An 18,061-nucleotide genomic window follows, 5' to 3' on the forward strand; every position below is an offset into this window, starting at 1 on the left:
CGGCGAACTCCGCCAGCATCGGCTCCATCCGCGCCGAATGGAACGCATGACTCACCGCCAGCCGCTTCGTCCGCCGCCCCTGCCCGGAGAGCGTCCGCGCGAGGGCCAGCACCGGCTCCTCGTCACCGGACAGCACCAGCGAACGCGGACCGTTCACCGCCGCGAGGCAAACCCCTGCGGACAGCTCCGGCAGTTCCTCCTCCAAGGCTTCGACGGCGACCATCGCGCCGCCCGCCGGAAGCGCCTGCATCAGCCGCCCCCGCGCCGCGACGATCCGGCACGCGTCCGCGGGCGACCACACACCCGCGACGTACGCGGCGGTCAGCTCGCCGATCGAATGCCCCAGCAGGACGTCCGCCCGCACACCCCACGAGCCCACCAGCTCGAACAGCGCTGCCTCCAGGGCGAACAGCCCCGGCTGGGCCCACTCCGTCCGGTCCAGGTCCGCGCCGCCGCCGAACACGACGTCCCGCAACGACCCGGGCAGCAGCCCGTCGAAGCCCGCGCAGATCTCGTCGAAGGCTGCGGCGAAGACGGGGTAGGTCTCGTACAACTCCCGGCCCATACCGGCCCGTTGGGAACCCTGCCCGGAGAACAGGAACGCCGTCCCACCCTCACCGACCGCCGTGCCGCCGGTCAGCCCCGCCAACTGGGCGAGGAAATCGGCCTGTTCAGTCCCGACCAGGACCGCCCGGTACTCCAGCCCCGCACGCGAGGTGGCCAGCGAGAAGCCCACGTCCACCGGACGCAGATCCGCCGCACGCACATGCTCCGCCAGCCGCCGCGCCTGCTCCCGCAACGCCTCCGCCGACCGCGCCGACACCACCCACGGCACCGGCCCCACAGCCTCACCCGCAGGCTCCTCCTCAGGAACCTCCGGCGCCTGCTCCAGGATCACGTGCGCGTTGGTCCCGCTGATCCCGAACGAGGACACGCCCGCCCGACGCGGACGGTCCCCCTGCGGCCACTCCCGCGCTTCCCTCAGCAACTCCACCGCACCCGCCGACCAGTCCACCTCGGACGTCGGCTCGTCCACGTGCAGCGTCTGCGGCAGCACACCGTGCCGCATCGCCAGCACCGACTTGATCACACCCGCCACACCCGCAGCCGCCTGCGTATGACCGATGTTCGACTTCACCGAACCGAGCCACAACGGCCGCTCCCCCGACCGCTCCTGGCCATAGGTCGCCAGCAGCGCCTGCGCCTCGATCGGATCGCCCAGCGCCGTGCCCGTACCGTGCGCCTCCACCGCGTCCACGTCGGCGAAGGACAGCCCGGCCGCAGCCAGGGCCTGCCGGATCACCCGCCGCTGCGCGGAACCGTTGGGCGCGGTGAGGCCGTTGGACGCGCCGTCGGAGTTCACCGCCGAACCGCGCAGGACCGCCAGCACCGGCCGGCCGTCCCGTAGGGCGTCCGAGAGCCGGGCGACGGCCAGCACGCCGACGCCCTCGCTCCAGCCGGTGCCGTCGGCGCCGGCGGCGAAGGCCTTGCAGCGGCCGTCCGGCGCGAGGCCGCCCTGGCGGGAGAACTCGGCGAACATGCCCGAGGTGGCCATCACGGTCACGCCGCCGACGAGGGCGAGGTCGCACTCGCCGCTCCGCAGCGCCTGCGCCGCCAGATGCAGGGCCACCAGCGACGACGAGCACGCCGTGTCCACCGTCAGCGCCGGACCCTCCAGGCCCAGGGCGTAGGCGATCCGGCCGGACAGCACGCTGGGGGCCGTACCGGTCAGCACATGTCCGTCGGCGTCCGAGGGCTCGTGCAGTCGGGGGCCGTATTCCGAGGGGCTCGCGCCGACGAAGACTCCGGTGCGGCTGCCGCGCAGGGACAGGGCGTCCACGCCCGCCCGCTCCAGCGCCTCCCAGGACGTCTCCAGCAGGAGCCGCTGCTGCGGGTCCATCGCCAGCGCCTCGCGGGGCGAGATCCCGAAGAACGCCGCGTCGAACTCCGCCGCGTCCGCGAGGAAGCCGCCCTCGCCGGGGAAGTCCGCGGCGAGTTCCCACCCGCGGTCCACGGGCAGCGCGGAGACGGCGTCGCCGCCGCCGGACACGAACCGCCAGAGATCCTCGGGCGACCGGATCCCGCCGGGGAGACGGCACCCCATGCCGACGATCACTACGGGATCGTCATCGATGAGCGCAGGCGCCGCCGTCACGTCGTCGGTGTGCGGCAAGGTCCCGTCCGTCCGGAGCCTGCGGGCCAGGGCGTCCGGGGTCGGGTGGTCGAAGAGGAGGGTGGTGGGGACCCGGCGGCCGGTCGCCTCGGTGAGGCGTTCGCCGAGTTCGGCCAGCATCAGGGAGCTGAAGCCCAGTTCCTTGAACGGTGTGTGCGGGGCGACGTCGTCCGCGGAGGCGTGGCCGAGCACCAGGGCCGTGGCCCGCCGGACCAGTTCCGGCGTCGCCGGCCCGCGGACCGGCGAGGCCGTCGGTTCGTCCGTCGTACCGCCGGACAGCCAGTGCCGACGCCGCTGGAAGGCGTACGTGGGCAGCGCCACGCGTCGGGCGTCGGCCCCGCCGGCCAGCCGCTCCCAGTCCATCGGGACGCCGCGGACGTACAGGGCGGCCAGCGCGGCGAGGGCCGCCGCCGGCTCCGTGCGGTCGCCGCCGCGCAGCAGGGGCACGGCAACGGTCGTGGCGCCTTGCAGACAGTCCCGTGCCATGGCCGACAGGACTCCGTCGGGGCCCAGTTCGAGGAGCGTGGTGACGCCCCGGTCCTCCAGGAGGCGGACGCCGTCCAGGAAGCGGACGGCGGCGCGGGCGTGCCGTACCCAGTAGGCGGGCGAGCGAGCCTCGTCGTCGGTGAGGAGGGCGCCCGTCTCGTTGGAGACGACCGGGATCCGGGGGGCGTGGAAGGTGAGGGCCTCGGCGATCTCGCGGAACTGGGCGAGCATCCCGTCCATGTGCGGGGAGTGGAAGGCGTGGCTGACCCGCAGCCGTTTGGTCTTGCGTCCTTGCTGCGCCCAGTGGGCGGCGACGGCGAGTACGGCGTCCTCGTCGCCCGCGATCACGGTGGAGAGCGGGCCGTTGAGGGCGGCCAGGGTCACCGACTCGGTGACGAACGGCGTCAGTTCGTCCTCGGTGGCCTGGATCGAGACCATCGCGCCGGTCTCCGGCTGTGCCTGCATCAGCCGGCCGCGGGCCGCGACCAGGGTGCAGGCGTCGGTGAGGGTGAGCACTCCGGCGACGTGTGCGGCGGCGAGTTCGCCGACGGAGTGGCCGAGCAGCAGCCGCGGGGTCAGGCCGCAGTGCTCGGCGAGCCGGTAGAGGGCGACCTCGACGGCGAACAGCGCGGGCTGGGTGAACTCGGTGCGGTCCAGCAGGGCGGCCTCGGGCGAGCCTTCGGGCGCGAACAGCACGTCCCGCAGCGGCAGGCGCAGGTGCGGGTCGAGGGCCGCGCACACCTCGTCGAGGGCGGCGGCGTACTGCGGCGAGGTCCGGTACAGCTCGGCGGTCATGCCGGGCCGCTGGCTGCCCTGCCCGGTGAAGACGAAGGCGAGCGAGCCGTCGGTGACGGCGCCCTGCACGACGTCCGGGCCGGGCGTGCCGTCGGCGAGGCGGGCGAGTGCGGCCGACGCGTCGCCGGGCCCGTCGGCGAGCAGCACCGCGCGCCGGTCGAACGCGGTCCGGGCGACGGCGAGGGTGTGGGCGACGTCGGTGAGCCGGAGGCCGGGGTGGGCGTCGAGGTGGGCCCGCAGCCGGCCGGCCTGCTCGCGCAGGGCCTGCTCGTCGCGGCCGGAGACGAGCAGGGGGACGGGTGTGCCGGCCGGGCGGATCCCGGGCTCGGCGGGCAGCCCGGCGGCGGGCTGCCCGGCAGCGGGGCCGGTCCACTCGGTGAGGACCACATGGCAGTTGGTGCCGCCCATGCCGAAGGAGCTGACGCCGACGACGAGCGGCGCGGACTCCTCCGACCGGGACTCCTCCGACCGGGGCTGCCCCGGCCAGGGCGCGAGCGCCGTGTTCACCCGCAGCCCGAGTTCGGCCAGCGGGATGTCCGGGTTGGGGGTGGCGAAGTTGAGGCTGGCGGGGATCTCCCGGTGGCGGACGCTCAGGACGCCCTTGAGGAACCCGGCGATGCCGGCGGCGCCCTCCAGATGACCGATGTTGGTCTTCACCGAGCCGACCAGCAGCGGCCGTCCGGCCGGGCGGCCGTGGCCGAGGACGGCGCCGAGCGCGGCGGCCTCGACCGGGTCGCCGACCGGGGTGCCGGTGCCGTGCAGCTCCACGTAGCCGACGGCGTCCGGGGAGATCCCGGCCCGTTCGTAGGCGGCGGTCAGCACCGCCTCCTGGCCGTCGCGGTCGGGCACGGTCAGGCCGTCGCCGCCGCCGTCGTTGTTCATCGCGCTGCCGGCCAGCACGCAGTGGACGTCGTCGCCGTCCGCGAGCGCGTCGGCCAGCGGCTTGAGGACGACGACACCGCCGCCCTCGCCGCGCACATAGCCGTTGGCACGGGCGTCGAAGGCGTAGCAGCGGCCGTCCGGGGAGAGCGCGCCGAAGCGTTCCACGGTGACGGTGCTGTCCTCGGCGAGGATCAGGTTCACCCCGCCGGCCAGGGCCACGGAGCACTCGCCGCGGCGCAGGCTCTCGGCGGCCAGGTGGACGGCGACCAGCGACGAGGACTGGCCCGAGTCCACGGTGAAGCTCGGGCCGCGCAGGCCCAGCGTGTAGGAGACCCGGTTGGCGATGATGCCCCGGTTCAGGCCGGTCGACGTCTCGGGGGTGGCGGCGTCCGCGCCGGCGGCCCGCGACAGGGTGGCGTAGTCGTCGGCGACGGCGCCCATGAAGACGCCGGTGCTCGTGCCGTCGAGCCGGGCGGGGCGGACGCCGGCGTCCTCCAGCGCTTCCCAGGCCAGTTCCAGGACGAGCCGCTGCTGCGGGTCCATCGCCGCGGCCTCGCGGGGCGAAATGCCGAAGAAGGCGGCGTCGAACCGGTCGACCGACTCCAGGAATCCGCCCCGGCGGGGTGCGTAGGGCCGGTCCGGGGTGGGGGCGCCGACGGCTTCCGTGCCTTTTCGCAGGAGTTCCCGGAACTCGTCCGGTCCGGCCGCGCCGGGGAGTCGGCACGCCATTCCCACTACGGCTATCGGCCAGGTGGATCGTGCCCGGAATTCAGCAGTGTCTGACTCGGATCCACCCGCCATGTGTTTCCCTTACCTCACTAGGAATACGCGAAGCGCGCTCAATGCGGCGTACAGCCCGCAGTTCATTCCGAATATCCGACCGCCCCGCCCCTAGCCTCAACCACTACCCGACCCCTTAGGCCGGGTAGGGGCCGTGGCCCAGGGGGTCTCGTCCGGGCATGCCGGAGCGGCGGCGCACCGACCCGGCCGCACCGCCGCTCGCCCTTCCGGCACCGCCCGTTCACCAGGCGACCGGCAACTCCTCGACGCCGTAGAAGCCCACCCCGTCACGGAACCGCAGCTCCTCCACGGGGACCGTCAGCCGCAGCTCCGGCAGCCTGCGCAGCAGGGTCTCCAGGGCGATCTGGAGCTCGGCGCGGGCCAGTGACTGGCCGACGCACTGGTGGATGCCGAAGCCGAAGCTCAGATGGCTGCGGGCGTCGCGCGTCAGGTCCAGTTCCCCGCCGCCCGGGAAGACCGCTTCGTCCCGGTTGGCGACGGAGATCATGCACAGCACGCCGTCCCCGGCCTTGATGGTCTGTCCGCCGACCTCGACGTCCTCCAGGGCCACGCGTCCCACGCCGTTCTGCACGATCGTGAGGTAGCGCAGCAGCTCCTCCACGGCCCCCTTGATCAGTGCGGGGTCCTCGCGCAGCAGGGCCAGCTGGTCGGGGTTGCGCAGCAGGGCGAGCGTCGAGAGGGCGAGCATGCTGGACGTCGTCTCGTGACCGGCGAGCAGCAACAGCAGGGCGGTGCCTGCCACTTCGTCGGCGGCCAGTTCACCGCTGGTCAGCAGGTGGCTGATGAGCGCGTCGTCGGGCTCGCGCTCCTTGTCGGCCACGAGGCGGTTCATGTACTCCATGAGTTCGAGGCGGGCCTTCATCATCGCCTCGGGGCCCGCATTGAAGTCGAGCATGACGTGGCTGCGTTCCATGAAGAACTCGTGATCGCCGTAGGGGACTCCGAGCAGCAGGCAGATGACCGCGGACGGCACGGGGAGCGCGAAGCGGGACACCAGGTCCGCGGAGGAGCCGTCGGCGGTCATCTCGTCCAGGACCTCGTCGACCATGCTCTGGATCCGGGGGCGCAGGGCCTCGACCGTCTTCGCCTTGAACTCCGCGGTCAGCATCCGGCGCCGGCGGATGTGCTCCTGGTCGTCGATCTCCGCGGTGGACTTGCGGGACTCGCTGACCATCTTGCGGAGTTCCTCGGACATGAGCGGGAAGTTCGGCAGCATGGCGTCCGAGCTGAAGCGCCGGTCGCCCAGCACCGCGTGCGCCGCCTCGTGGTGGGTGATCAGCCAGCACTCCGAACCGTTGGGCGTGCCGACCTTCACGGCCGGGCCCTGCTCCGCGGCCTTGCGGTAGTCCTGCGGCAGGTCGAAGGGGCAGCCCGCCTCACGGGGGGCCGGCACCATCAGGGGATGCGTGGATGTCATGGCAGGCTCTCCTCTTGTCGGTCTGCTACTGGTCGCGTACGAAGGGACACCACGGACCGTGGTCGACGGGCGTCGCCGAAGACGGCGGAGCGCCCCCGGGTGAGCGGCCTCGTGACATCCGGCCGCCGTGGACGCGACCGTCCCGACCGGGCGGCGATCGGCGCCGCGTCCCGAACGGACGGCCACGCTCCGCACCGGTCCCGGTGTCCACGGGCGTCCCGAGGCCGCCAGGCCCCCGCCACGCTCCCCGACTGTCCCGCCGCCCCACCCCTGCCCTCAACCACTACCGGACCCCTTAGCCGGGATCCGGCACACGCTCCGTCAGTTCACGCACCTGCCGGCCTTCGCGGGCGCAGGGGCCGAGACGGCCCGAGCGGCGGCTCACCGGTCAGGCGTGCCACCGCTCGGGCCGACGTCCACGCCCGTTCACCAGAGGATCGGCAGCTCCTCCACTGCGAAGGAGCCGAAGCCGTCGCGAAACCTCAACTCCTCCACGGGAACCGCCAGTCGCAGCTCCGGCAGTCTGCGCAGCAGGGTCTCCAGGGCGATCTGGAGCTCGGCGCGGGCCAGGGACTGACCGACGCACTGGCGGATCCCGAAGCCGAAGGTCAGGTGGCCGCGGGCGTCGCGCGTCAGGTCCAGTTCCTCTCCTCGCGGGAAGACCGCTTCATCCCGGTTCGCCAGGGAGATCATGCACAGCACGCCGTCCCCGGCCTTGATCGTCTGACCGCCGATCTCCACGTCCTCCAGGGCCACCCGCCCCACGCCGTTCTGCACGACTGTGACGTAGCGCAGCAGTTCTTCCACGGCGCCCTTGACCAGCCCGGGGTCCTCGCGCAGCAGGGCCAGCTGGTCGGGGTCGCCCAGCAGCGCCAGCGTCGACAGGGCGAGCGTGCCGGACATCGTCTCGTGGCCGGCGATCAGCAACAGCAGCGCGGTGCCGGCCACTTCGTCGGCGGCCAGTTCACCCCCGGTCAGCAGGTGACTGATGAGCGCGTCGTCCGGCTCCCGCTGTTTGTCGGCAACGAGGCGGTTCATGTACTCCATGAGTTCGAGGCGGGCCTTCATCATCGCCTCGGGACCGGCCTTCAGGTCGAGCATGATGTGACTGCGGCCCATGAAGAACTCGCGGTCGCCGTAGGGGACGCCGAGCAGGAGACAGATGACCGCGGACGGCACCGGGACCGCGAAGCGGGACACCAGGTCGGCCGGACCGCCCTCGGCGATCATCTCTTCCAGGGTCTCGTCGACGATGCTCTGGATCCGGGGGCGCAGCGCCTCGACGTTCTTCGCCTTGAACTCCGCGGCCAGCATCCGCCGGCGCCGGACGGCTTCCTGGTCGTCGACCTCCGCGGTGGACTTGCGGGACTCCCCGATCATCTTGCGGAGTTCGTCGGACATGAGCGGGAAGTTCGCCAGCATGGGGTCCGAGCTGAAGCGCCGGTCCCCCAGCACCACGTGCGCCGCCGAGTGGTCCGTGATCAGCCAGCACTCCGAGCCGTCGGGGCTCCCGATCTTCACGGCCGGGCCCTGCTGCGCGGCCTGCCGGTAAGCCCGCGGCACGTCGAGGGGACAGCCGGCCTCACGGGGGGCCGGCACGGTCAGGGGGTACGGGGATGTCATGGACAGGGTCTCCTCTTGTGTCGGTCTTCCGCTGGTTGAGTACGAAGGGACACGGGTGTCGGCGAAGACGGCGGGGCGGCCCCCGGGTGAGCGGCCTCGTGACATCCGGCCGCCGTGGACGCGACCGTCCCGACCGGGCGGCGATCGGCGCCGCGTCCCGAACGGACGGCCACGCTCTCCGTCTGTCCGGCAGCCCCGGACCTGGCCGCAGCCGCTGTCCGAGTTCTCACGCCGCCGGCCGGGCGCCTATCCCGTGGCCGCGAGGTTCGTGCCGGCCAGGAGGTCGCCCAGGTCGGTGCGGTTGCGGACGCCGAGTTTGCGGTAGGCGCGGGTGAGGTGCTGTTCGACGGTGCTCTTGGTGATGAACAGCTTGCGGCCGATCTCCCGGTTGGAGTGCCCGAGGGCGGCCAGGGCGGTGACCCGCCGTTCCGCCGCCGTCAGGCTCGCCGAGCCCCGGTCCGCGTCGTCGAGGTCGTCGGATGCGACCGAGTCCTCGGGGATCTCGTCCTTGAAGAGCTTGCGGAACAGCGCGTGCCCGCCGCAGGCGTCGGCGACGTTCCTGGCGTGGCGTGCGGTCGTCCGCGCCTTCGCGGGCGCGCCGATCTCGTGCAGGACCTGGCAGCGGTCGGCCAGGGCGCGGATGAGCTCCATGGGGTCCGAGCAGTTCTCCAGCAGGCTGACCGACTCGCGCAGCAGGGCGGGCCGTTGGCCGACCTCGCTGGTGGCGGCCAGCAGTCGCAGGGAGACGCCCCGGGCCCGTGGGGTGGATCCGCCGGGCCGGGCCAGCTGTTCCCGGATCAGCGTGCGCGCCTGGCTTGTGCTGCCCAGGGCGAGGTGCGCCTCGGCCGCCGAGGTGCGCCAGGGCAGGAACGTGGGCACGTCCATGCCCCATTGCTTCGCGAGGTCGCCGCAGGTCAGGAAGTCGTCGAGGGCGGCGGCGGGTCGGTCGACGGCGAGGTGGTAGTGGCCCCGGGCGTGTGTGTAGAGCAGTCCGTGGCGGGTCTGGAACATGCCTTCGGGCACGTCCTGGTTGAGCCAGGCCCCCGCCGCCCCGCTCATGCCGGACTCCGTGGCGGCCTGCACCAGGGTGGCCAGCGGAGAGCCGATGGCCACTCCCCAGCCGGACCGTGAGATGGCCGACAGGGCGCTGCGCGCGTGCTCCTGGGCGCTGTGCGGTGCGCCGTGCCGTAGCGCGATCTCGGCCCGCACGCCGGAGAGGATCGCCATCGAGGTGCCGGTGGAGCGGTCGCCGGCCTGGGTCAGCAGTGCGTCGCACCAGTGCAGCGCCCGGTCGGGGCGGCCCGCGTAGAGCAGCGCCAACAGCGCCGCTTCCAGGGCCTCGACGGCCGTCTCGCCGTACCGGCAGCCCCGCAGGATCTCCTCGGCCATGCCGATGCCGTGCTCGCCGGGCCCCTCGGTGAGGACCTGGCCGAGCACTTCGGAGGCGTACGCGGCGGGGCTCATCCGCCGGGGCTGCGGGGTGCGCGGCATCCCGAGGTCCGGGGCGCCCGGGTCCAGCGGCGGGCAGGTGTGCCGCAACCAGTGCCGGACGACGTGGAGTTCGGCTGCCGCGCCGGGTGCGCCCCGGCCGGCCTGCTCGGTGAGGGCGCGCAGACATTCCGCGGCCTGCGGGAACCGGTCCTGCCAGGCGAGATGCCGGACGATCCAGGCGGCGTCCGCGCTGCGCAGGCTGCCCTGTTCGAGCGCGTCGACGAGTTCGTCGAGCCAGGGGCTGACCAGCCGGGGGTCGATCTCCCAGCCGATCCGGGCCCGGGCCATGACGACGGCCGCGTGGTCGTGTTCGGTGGCGGCGTTCTGTCCGGCCAGCCGCAGACAGTCGAGGCTGAACTCGTTCTCGTCGTCCCGCATGGCCTGCTCCGCGGCGGTGAGCAGGGTGTGGCAGGCCCATGGCTCGACGACGGGGGCGGCGAGCAGATGGCGGGCCACGACGGTCGCGGGCGCGCCGTCGGCGTGCAGCAGTCCGGCGGCGCGCCGGTGCAGTTCGGCCCGGGTCTCCACGTCGACGTGTGCCAGCAGGGCGCGGCCGACGACGGTGCCGCGCAGGGTTCCGCCGTCCAGCAGTCCGGCCGTGTCCAGCGCGGTCATGACCCGGGCGACGGCGTCGGCGCCCCGGTCGACGAGACAGGCGACGAGGGAGGGGGTCGCCGACCCGCCGAGCACGGCGAACCCGCAGGCGACGTCGAAGAGGACGGGGTCGTCGCGGTAGGCCCAGGCGAGGGCCGCCTTGGCGAAGGCCACTCCGGTGGCGGGCTGGGCGACGGCGGACTCCGGGTCCAGCCGGTGGGCGTCGCGGCGATCCGCGACGAGCGCCCGGACGAGGAGCGGGTTGCCGCCGGTGACGGCGTGGAAGTCCGCGGCCAGCCCTGCCGCCTCGGCCGCGGGCACCTGGGGCGCGATCACCCGGGCGACGCCGGCCCGGGACAGCGGCAGCAGTCCGAGCCGCCGGCACTGGGGCTGGCGCAGGAGTTCGGCCTGGAAGGACGGGGACAGCGAGTCCGGCCCGCTGGGTTCGGTGAGCACGATCACCACGGGGGCGGTGCGCAGCCTGCGTACGAGGTGGAGCAGGAACCGCAGGGAGGCCGCGTCGGCGAACTGGGCGTCGTCGACGGCGATCACCACCGGCCCCTGCCGGAACTCCTGGCACAGGGCGTCGAACAGAGCGCTCGTGTCGGGGCCGGACCCGGTGTCGGCCGCGCCCCGGCCGAGCGCCCGCGCGAGCCGCGGTCCGGCGCTCAGACCGCCGTCCGGGGGGAAGAGCTGGTCGACGATGCCGTACTCGACGTCTCTCTCGGCGGACGATCCGGTGGCCGCGCCCACCCGGGCGCCGGCTGCGGCGGCCCGGCGCAGGAACTCGTCGAGCAATGCCGTCCGGCCGACTCCGGGCCCCGCGTCGAGGAGAATGACGCCTCCCTCGCCGCTCTCGGTCCGGGCCAGCATGTTCGTGAGCAACGCCATTTCCTCGGCCCGCTCCACCAGTTCCACTGTTTACCCCCGACTCGACTGATTGTTCGATCGATTCGAGGCTATCCGGAACCACCCCTTTCCCCAACCCCTATAAAATCCGAACCCCCCTATGAAAGAACTCCCGAAAGGCCCGATCGGTAAAGGGGAAATTAAACCCGTACACCCGTCCGGACTTCTGACATCAATTCTTCACGTCCATTTATGTTCAGCTTTCGGTAAACACGCGTCAGATGCTGTTCCACCGTGCTCATCGTGATGTGCAGCCGGCCGGAGATCTCCCGGTTCGTGCAGCCGTCGGCGGCCAGGCTCGCCACCCGGCGCTCGGATTCGCTCAGATGCTCCCAGCCGGTGGACGGCCGGGACTCCCGGTCCCGGCTCCCACCGCCGCCCGCACTCTCGCCCTCGCCCTCGCCCTCGGTGAAGAGCCGTTGCACCGGCTCCTCCGTCGGATCGTGCGAGCCGATCCGGTCCCGGGGCGGCTCCGCCCCGCAGCTCTTGGAGAGCAGTCGCGCCCGGCGCAGCGCCATCGCCGCCTGTCTGGTCTGCCGGGCCTGCCGGTAGGCGTCGGCCAGGTCGAACAAGGTGCGGCACAGTTCCAGCGGGTCGTCGGCCCGGTTCAGCTCCACCACGGCCCGGTTCAGCAGGGGGAGCCGGGCGCCGGGCTTCGCGGCGAGCGCCTGGAGGCGCAGCGAGATGCCCCGGACGCGCGGTGCGCCCTGCTGGACGAGCGCCAGCTGCTCGGTGGCCAGCCGCTGCCCCTGCTCCCGTTCGCCGAGGCGCAGCAGCACCTCGGCGATGTCGGTGCGCCACGGCAGCAGAGCGGGCCAGTCCGTGTCCCACCGCTCGGCGACCCGGCCCACCTCGTGGAAGTCCCGCAGGGCCGAGTCGTACTGACGGGTGGCCAGGTAGTACAGGCCGCGGGCGCGCAGGTAGTGCAGCCAGTGGACGGTGTCCGGCAGGGACTCCGCCACCGGGCGGCTGAGCAGCCGGGCCGCCGCCGCGTGGTCGCCCCGGGCGATCTGGACGGTGACCAGGCGGGCGATCGCCGCCGCCTCCAGGGCCGAGGGGTACCGGTCCGGCAGCAGCGCCAGGCAGCGCTTCGCGTCCCGCTCGGCCTCGGCCAGACCGCCGCCGTGCAGGGCCGCCTCGGAGCGGACGGCCGCGAAGGCCGCCTCCCAGCCGGGTGCGTTGCGTGCCGCCGACTCCCGCAGAAAGGTGTCGCACCAGTGCAGGGCCCGCTCCACCGCGCCGAGCGCGAGCAGTGTCCAGATGGCGTCGACGACGAGGTCGAAGGTGGCGTCGGTCAGCTGGGTGATCTCCAGGATGCCCTCGGTGGCGGCGACGCGCTGGGACCGCTGCCCGGAGCGCGAGCCGCCGAGCCGGGCCGACCAGCCCCCGAGGTGCCAGGTCCGACGCCGCAGCCGGCCGTCGGGGACCTCGGCGATCCGGTCCCGGATCCTGGCCTCGTCGGTGGACTGCGGAGGTATGTGGCCCAGCAGGGTGCGCGCCTGCTCCAGCCGGCCGTGGGCCAGCAGCAGTTCGCCGAGCCCGCCCGCGTCCGAGGGGTCGAGCCGGCCGGTGCGCAGCACCCGCAGCGCGTCGTCGACATGGCGTTCGGCGTCGGTGACGCTGATCCGCCGGGCGACCGAGCCGAGCCTGATCTTGATCTCGGCGCGGGACAGCGGGTCCTCGCTGGCGGCGTGGGCCAGCTCGAGATAGGACACGGCACGGCCTGCCCTGTCCTCCAGCAGCGCCTGTTCCGCGGCCTGTTCGAGCACCTCGACCGCCCAGGCGCCGTCGGCGTGTCCCGCCTTGCGGAGGTGTTCGGCCGCCACGGCGGGCGCGGCGCCGAAGGCGTGCAGCAGCCCCGCGGAGCGCTGGTGCAGCGCGAGCCGGTGCGAGGGTTCCAGGGAGTCCAGGACGGCGCTCTTGGCCGCCGGGTGCTGGAAGGACGTGCCGGACACGATGCCGGCGCCGCACAGGGCCTGGAGGTTCTCGGTGAGCTCGGCGGCCGACATGTCGAGCAGACGCGAGAGCAGGTCGTGGGTGTACGCCCGGCCGAGCACGGCCAGCCCGGCGGCGACCTCGCGCACCTTCTCGCCGCTGCGGTCCAGACAGGTGACGACGGCCTTGCCGTAGGCCTGCCCGGCCCTCGGCAGCACGACCACGGGGCCGTCGGCGGAGCTCTCGGCGTCCAGCCGGGTGTCCTCCAGCAGCGCGCGCAGCAGCAGCGGGTTGCCGCCGCTGATCGCGAAGCAGCGTTCGGCCAGGTCGGCGCTCGCACCCGGGTACCCCTGTTCGGCGAGGAAGTCGCCGACGCCGCGCAGGTCGAGCTTGGAGAGTCGGATCCGGTCGAGGTTCGGCTGCCTGAGCAGCTCCGCGCCGAAGCCGGAGCCCGCCGGTCCGCCGACGAGCGGCCTGGTGAACGCCAGCAGCACCGGGACGTTGCAGCAGTGCCGGGCCAGGTGCAGCAGCTGGCGCAGGGAGTCGGCGTCACCGTGGTGGACGTCGTCGACCGCCACCACTACGGGCTCGCGCCGGGCGAGCGAGCGGACCTCCGTGCAGAACATCCGCATCAGCTCGTACCAGCCGGCGTCCCGGCGGGTCTCGTCGCGGCGCTCGGCCGCGATCCGGCCCGCCGCGGCGTCACCCATCGTGTGGAATCGCCGCACCAGTTCGTCAGGGAAGGGGGCCCCGTTGACGAGGCTGTGGATCACGCTGAGAGGGTTGTCCCTCTCCTCCTCGATGGCCGTGGTGTGCAACACGGTCAGACCGAGTGACTCCACATGCCGTACCAGTTCCCCGAGAAGCTCGGTCTTGCCGCAGCCCGCCGACGCCTCGACGAGCACCGTCCGCGATCTACCGGTGGCCTGAACCGAAGAAAAGGCTGCGAGCAATCGGTATTTTTCCTGGGCTCGCCCATTCAGCACCATGAATTGTAAAACACCCCGTATCGATCAGAACAATTCAGAAGCCGTGGCGCATAGCGGGAGGAATTCCTTTCTTCGGCAGTTCACCTCTCCATAAACGCCAAAAATCCGTTACATTCAATCATCAGTTCATCGCAAATGTCAACATGCGAAAATATTCGGACAGGTTTGGTCAAGATTAGGCCAACCGTCACGCATGCCTGGATGATCAGGAAAATGAAGATTGAATAAGAATGAAGTAAGAGGGGAAGTGAGAGATGGAAATACCCGGACCGGGAATTGGCTACGCCACAGCGGTGGAGGTCACGCGGGCGATCGCCTCGATGACCCGGGGCGCCTGCTCATTGAGGTAGAAATGCCCGCCGGGATAGCTCGCCAGCTCGAACCCGCTGCTCGTGTGATCCGCCCAGGCCGCCGCCTCGTCGCGACTGACCCGCGGATCGTCCACCCCGAAATGCGCCTGGATCGGCGCCGCCAGCCGCGCTCCGTCGGTGTGACGGTACGTCTCGGCCGCCTTGTAGTCGCTGCGAATGGCCGGGAGCACCATCCGCAGGATCTCCTCGTCCGCGAGCACCGCGGACTGCGTCCCGCTCAGCGCCTTGAGTTCGGCGATGATCTCGTCGTCGCTGCGCAGGTGAACGGTCTCGACACGGTGCCGGGACGGAGCGCGCCGGCCCGAGGCGAACAGCGCCAGGGGCACGATGCCCTCCTTCTCCAGCCGCACGCCCACCTCGAAGGCGAGACTGGCCCCCATGCTGTGGCCGAAAAGCACCAGCGGCCGGTCGGCCAGCGGCAGCAGTTCAGCCGTCACGGCGTCGGCCAGCTCGGAGATGTCGTCGATGCACGCCTCGTGGCGGCGGTCCTGCCGCCCGGGGTACTGGACGGCGAGAACGTCGACCCCCGGAGCGAGGGCCTTGGAGACCGGAAAGAAGTACGAGGCGGATCCACCGGCGTGTGGGAGGCAGACGAGCCTGGTGGCCGCGGTCGGCGCCGGGTGGAACTGGCGGACCCACAGGTTCTCGTCAACGCGGTTGGCACTCACAATAGAACCTTTCGTGCTACAAGTGACCATCGGACTGCGACTCTTGGGCTCCGTCGTCTCGGTACCCATGCTTCGCGACCCCTTACTCCCCCCACAACCCCTAATCGGAAGCGCACCCCCCTACACGACACGGGGGACCCGGTACACCGCGGCCGCGACGCGAATTCCCTTTCGAGTCGTACCGGACAATATCGCCGAAGTCCGGTCGGGGTGAAGATTAGGGGTTTCCCCGGCCCGGGACGGTGGCTCAGGCTGAGCCACGCAGCGCCGTCACAGCATCCGGCGGCCGGGGTCCGGGAAGGGGCAGGATTGAGCCAGGATCGACCACGCGGCCGGCTCCTCGCCATCAGCGACATCCACGTCCGCCACCAGCAGAACCGGGACATCGTCCAGAACCTGCACCCCGACTCCGCCGACGACTGGCTGCTCGTCGCCGGCGACGTCGGCGAGAGCGTCGCCGACGTCGTCTGGGCCCTGTCCCTGCTCCGCGACCGGTTCGCCCAGGTCGTCTGGGCGCCCGGCAACCACGAGCTGTGGACCGCACCCGGCGACCCCGACGAACTGCGCGGCGAACTCAAGTACCGGCATCTGGTGGACCGTTGCCGGGAACTGGGCGTCGTCACCCCGGAGGACCCGTACCCCGTCTGGCACGGCGCCGGCGGCCCGGTGACCGTCGCCCCGCTCTTCCTCCTCTACGACTACAGCTTCCTGCCGCCGGGAGCCTGGTCGAAGAGCCACGCGCTGCGCCTCGCCGACGACGCCGGGGTGATCTGCACCGACGAGTTCATGCTGCACCCGGACCCCTACCCGAGCCGCGAGGCCTGGTGCCGCGCCCGGGTCACATCGACCCGCGCCCGGCTCGACGCGCTGCCCGCCGACCGGCCCACCGTCCTGGTCAACCACTTCCCGCTCGTCCGCGAACCCACCCACGTCCTGCGCCACCCCGAGTTCGCCCTGTGGTGCGGCACCACGTCGACGGCGGACTGGCACCTCAGATACCGGGCCGCCGCGGTCGTCTACGGCCATCTGCACATCCCCCGGCTGATCCACTGCGACGGCGTGCCCCACCACGAGGTGTCCCTCGGCTATCCACGGGAATGGCAACGCCACCCACGGCGACGGGAGTGGCCGGTCGACGTCCTGGCCCCCACGCCGGCCCGGCTGGGCGGTGTGGGCGCATGATCGAGCGGATCCTGCCGCCGCAGGTCGCGGCCCACGAGATGTTCGCCGACGCCCCCGTCGACGCCCTGCACCCCGAGGAGGCCGCGCTCGTCCGGGACGCCGTGGCCGGCCGCCGCCGGGAGTTCGCCACCGGCCGGCACTGCGCACACCGGGCGCTGGCCGCGCTCGGCGGCATCCGGCCGGCCCCGCTGCTCGCCACGCCCCGCGGCGCACCGCACTGGCCCGCCGGAGTCTGCGGGGCCATCACGCACTGCGCCGGCTATCGCGCCGCCGCCGTCGCCCGTACGCCCGCCGTCACGGCCGTGGGCATCGACGCGGAACCCGACCTGCCGCTCCCGGAGGGCGTCCTGGAGGCCGTCGCACTCCCCGCCGAACAGGTGCAGGTCAAGGAGCACACGGCCCGGCACCCCGGCGTCAGCTGGGGAAAGCTGCTGTTCAGCGCCAAGGAGAGCGTCTACAAGGCATGGTTCCCGGCCACCGCACTGCCCCTCGGATTCGAGGACGCGCTGATCGACGTCGACCCCGTGGGCGGCACCTTCCACGCCCGGGTCCTGCCCACGGCCCTGCGCGCGGCACAACCCGCCCTGCGCAACCTCCACGGCCGCTGGCTCGTGGCACAAGGAATCATCGTCACGACGATCGTGGCATGAGCGTCTCCGGCGCCGCGGCCGAGGTCAACGCCGGGTTCCGGCGGCGGGTGGCCGACGGCGCCCGGACCGTGCCGGTCGTCTTCGACCTGCCCACGCGGGCCGGCCTCGACTCCGACGCACCCCAGGCCCACGGACTGGTCGGCCGCTGCGGGGTGCCCGTCGACTCGATCGACGACATGCGGGTCCTGTTCGGCGGACTCCGACTGGAGCGGATCTTCCCCACGCTGGCCGCCGACGTCTCGGCCGCCCCGCTGCTGCTCCTCTACCAGCTGGTCGCCGAGGAGCACGGCACCCCCGCCCGCCGGCTCACCGGCGCGGTCCGCAACGACGTCTTCCGCAGGATCCTCGACCGCGGACCCGACGGCCTCCCCCACCGGCCGAAGCTGCGGCTGGCCATGAACGTGGTCGCCTACGGCCTGGCCGAGCTGCCGCGCTGGCAGTGCCTGTCGATCTGCGGCCACCATCTGGCCGGACCGGACGCCGACCCGGCACTGGAGGTCGCCCGCACCGTCGCGGGCGGCGTCGAGTACCTGCGCGCGGCGGCCTCGGCGGGCCTGGACCCGCGCGCGGTGGCCCGCCGGCTCACCATCTGCCTCACCGCGGGCGCCACGGCCCGCGAGAGCCGGGCGAAACTGCGCGCGGCCCGCACCGTCTGGACCCGCACGGCACACGACCACCTCACCCCGGGCCTGCCCACCCCCCGGCTGTACGTCCCGCACCCCCGACACGGCTCGCCCGCTCCCGCGCTCCGCCCGCTCCCCAGAGCCCTCGACGCCGCGGCGCTGGCCGTGCTGGACCGCATGCACAGACAGCACGGCACGCTCACGCTCCTCGGTCACGCCGTCCCGACCCGCCGCCGCGTCCCGCGCCCGCACCCGGCCTCCCAGGCGTTACAGGCCGGCCAGGCCGAACGCCTGGCCAAACTGCGCGCCTGGCGCATCCAGTCCGCCGTGGACGAGGCCCTCCTACGCCTCCACCAGGCCGCCCGGGGCACCGACAACGTCCTCTACCCCATGAAGGACGCCCTGGCCGCCAGAGCCACCGTGGGCGAGGTCTGCACCACCCTGCACCGAGCCTGGTCCCCGCACTGACGGG

Annotated in this window: 9 protein-coding genes; 3 read left to right on the forward strand and 6 right to left on the reverse strand. The window is 72.7% G+C overall.

Going from position 1 to position 18,061, the window contains the following annotated elements; all coding sequences use genetic code 11:
• The 6 genes from ACWD4O_RS02695 to ACWD4O_RS02720 all read right to left on the reverse strand — a co-directional run.
• Window positions 1-5,137, reverse strand: a 5,137-nt coding sequence (locus tag ACWD4O_RS02695; RefSeq protein WP_451276757.1) for a beta-ketoacyl synthase N-terminal-like domain-containing protein, incomplete at its 3' end; no start/stop codon positions are given.
• A 220-nt stretch (window positions 5,138-5,357) separates the two neighbouring features.
• On the reverse strand, window positions 5,358-6,554 hold the full coding sequence (locus tag ACWD4O_RS02700; protein WP_451276759.1) for a cytochrome P450: 1,197 nt from the start codon (window positions 6,552-6,554) through the stop codon (window positions 5,358-5,360).
• Window positions 6,555-6,980: 426 nt separating this feature from the next.
• Window positions 6,981-8,177 carry a cytochrome P450 gene (locus ACWD4O_RS02705; protein ID WP_358801279.1) on the reverse strand — a complete coding sequence of 399 codons (1,197 nt, stop codon included), beginning with the start codon at window positions 8,175-8,177 and terminating at the stop codon, window positions 6,981-6,983.
• 246 nt (window positions 8,178-8,423) lie between these two features.
• Window positions 8,424-11,180 (reverse strand): AAA family ATPase, encoded by a 2,757-nt coding sequence (locus ACWD4O_RS02710; RefSeq protein ID WP_451276762.1) that lies wholly within the window; start codon window positions 11,178-11,180, stop codon window positions 8,424-8,426.
• 131 nt (window positions 11,181-11,311) lie between these two features.
• Window positions 11,312-14,095: a LuxR C-terminal-related transcriptional regulator gene (locus ACWD4O_RS02715; protein WP_451276764.1), complete on the reverse strand. Its 2,784-nt coding sequence runs from the start codon at window positions 14,093-14,095 to the stop codon at window positions 11,312-11,314.
• A gap of 280 nt (window positions 14,096-14,375) precedes the next feature.
• Window positions 14,376-15,164: a thioesterase II family protein gene (locus ACWD4O_RS02720; protein WP_451277708.1), complete on the reverse strand. Its 789-nt coding sequence runs from the start codon at window positions 15,162-15,164 to the stop codon at window positions 14,376-14,378.
• A 279-nt stretch (window positions 15,165-15,443) separates the two neighbouring features.
• Here ACWD4O_RS02720 and ACWD4O_RS02725 point away from each other — a divergent pair, with 279 nt between their 5' ends.
• From ACWD4O_RS02725 to ACWD4O_RS02735, 3 genes are read left to right on the forward strand one after another with little or no spacing between them, the layout of a single operon-like run.
• Window positions 15,444-16,316 carry a metallophosphoesterase family protein gene (locus ACWD4O_RS02725; RefSeq protein WP_451276766.1) on the forward strand — a complete coding sequence of 291 codons (873 nt, stop codon included), beginning with the start codon at window positions 15,444-15,446 and terminating at the stop codon, window positions 16,314-16,316.
• Window positions 16,313-16,966, forward strand: a complete 654-nt coding sequence (locus ACWD4O_RS02730; RefSeq protein WP_451276768.1) for a 4'-phosphopantetheinyl transferase family protein — start codon at window positions 16,313-16,315, stop codon at window positions 16,964-16,966. Before ACWD4O_RS02725 ends, ACWD4O_RS02730 begins: the two co-directional genes overlap by 4 nt.
• Window positions 16,963-18,057, forward strand: a complete 1,095-nt coding sequence (locus tag ACWD4O_RS02735) for a methylmalonyl-CoA mutase family protein (protein ID WP_451276770.1) — start codon at window positions 16,963-16,965, stop codon at window positions 18,055-18,057. Before ACWD4O_RS02730 ends, ACWD4O_RS02735 begins: the two co-directional genes overlap by 4 nt.
• Window positions 18,058-18,061: the final 4 nt, after the last annotated feature.

It is taken from the genome of Streptomyces sp. NPDC002623 (genome assembly GCF_053592635.1).

Bases quoted from the DNA above. Each gene is read 5' to 3' on its own strand.
- ACWD4O_RS02730 (WP_451276768.1), top strand. From the start codon at position 16,313: ATGATCGAGCGGATCCTGCCGCCGCAGGTCGCGGCCCACGAGATGTTC.
- ACWD4O_RS02715 (WP_451276764.1), bottom strand. From the start codon at position 14,095: ATGGTGCTGAATGGGCGAGCCCAGGAAAAATACCGATTGCTCGCAGCC.
- ACWD4O_RS02705 (WP_358801279.1), bottom strand. From the start codon at position 8,177: ATGACATCCCCGTACCCCCTGACCGTGCCGGCCCCCCGTGAGGCCGGC.
- ACWD4O_RS02700 (WP_451276759.1), bottom strand. From the start codon at position 6,554: ATGACATCCACGCATCCCCTGATGGTGCCGGCCCCCCGTGAGGCGGGC.
- ACWD4O_RS02720 (WP_451277708.1), bottom strand. From the start codon at position 15,164: ATGGTCACTTGTAGCACGAAAGGTTCTATTGTGAGTGCCAACCGCGTT.
- ACWD4O_RS02735 (WP_451276770.1), top strand. From the start codon at position 16,963: ATGAGCGTCTCCGGCGCCGCGGCCGAGGTCAACGCCGGGTTCCGGCGG.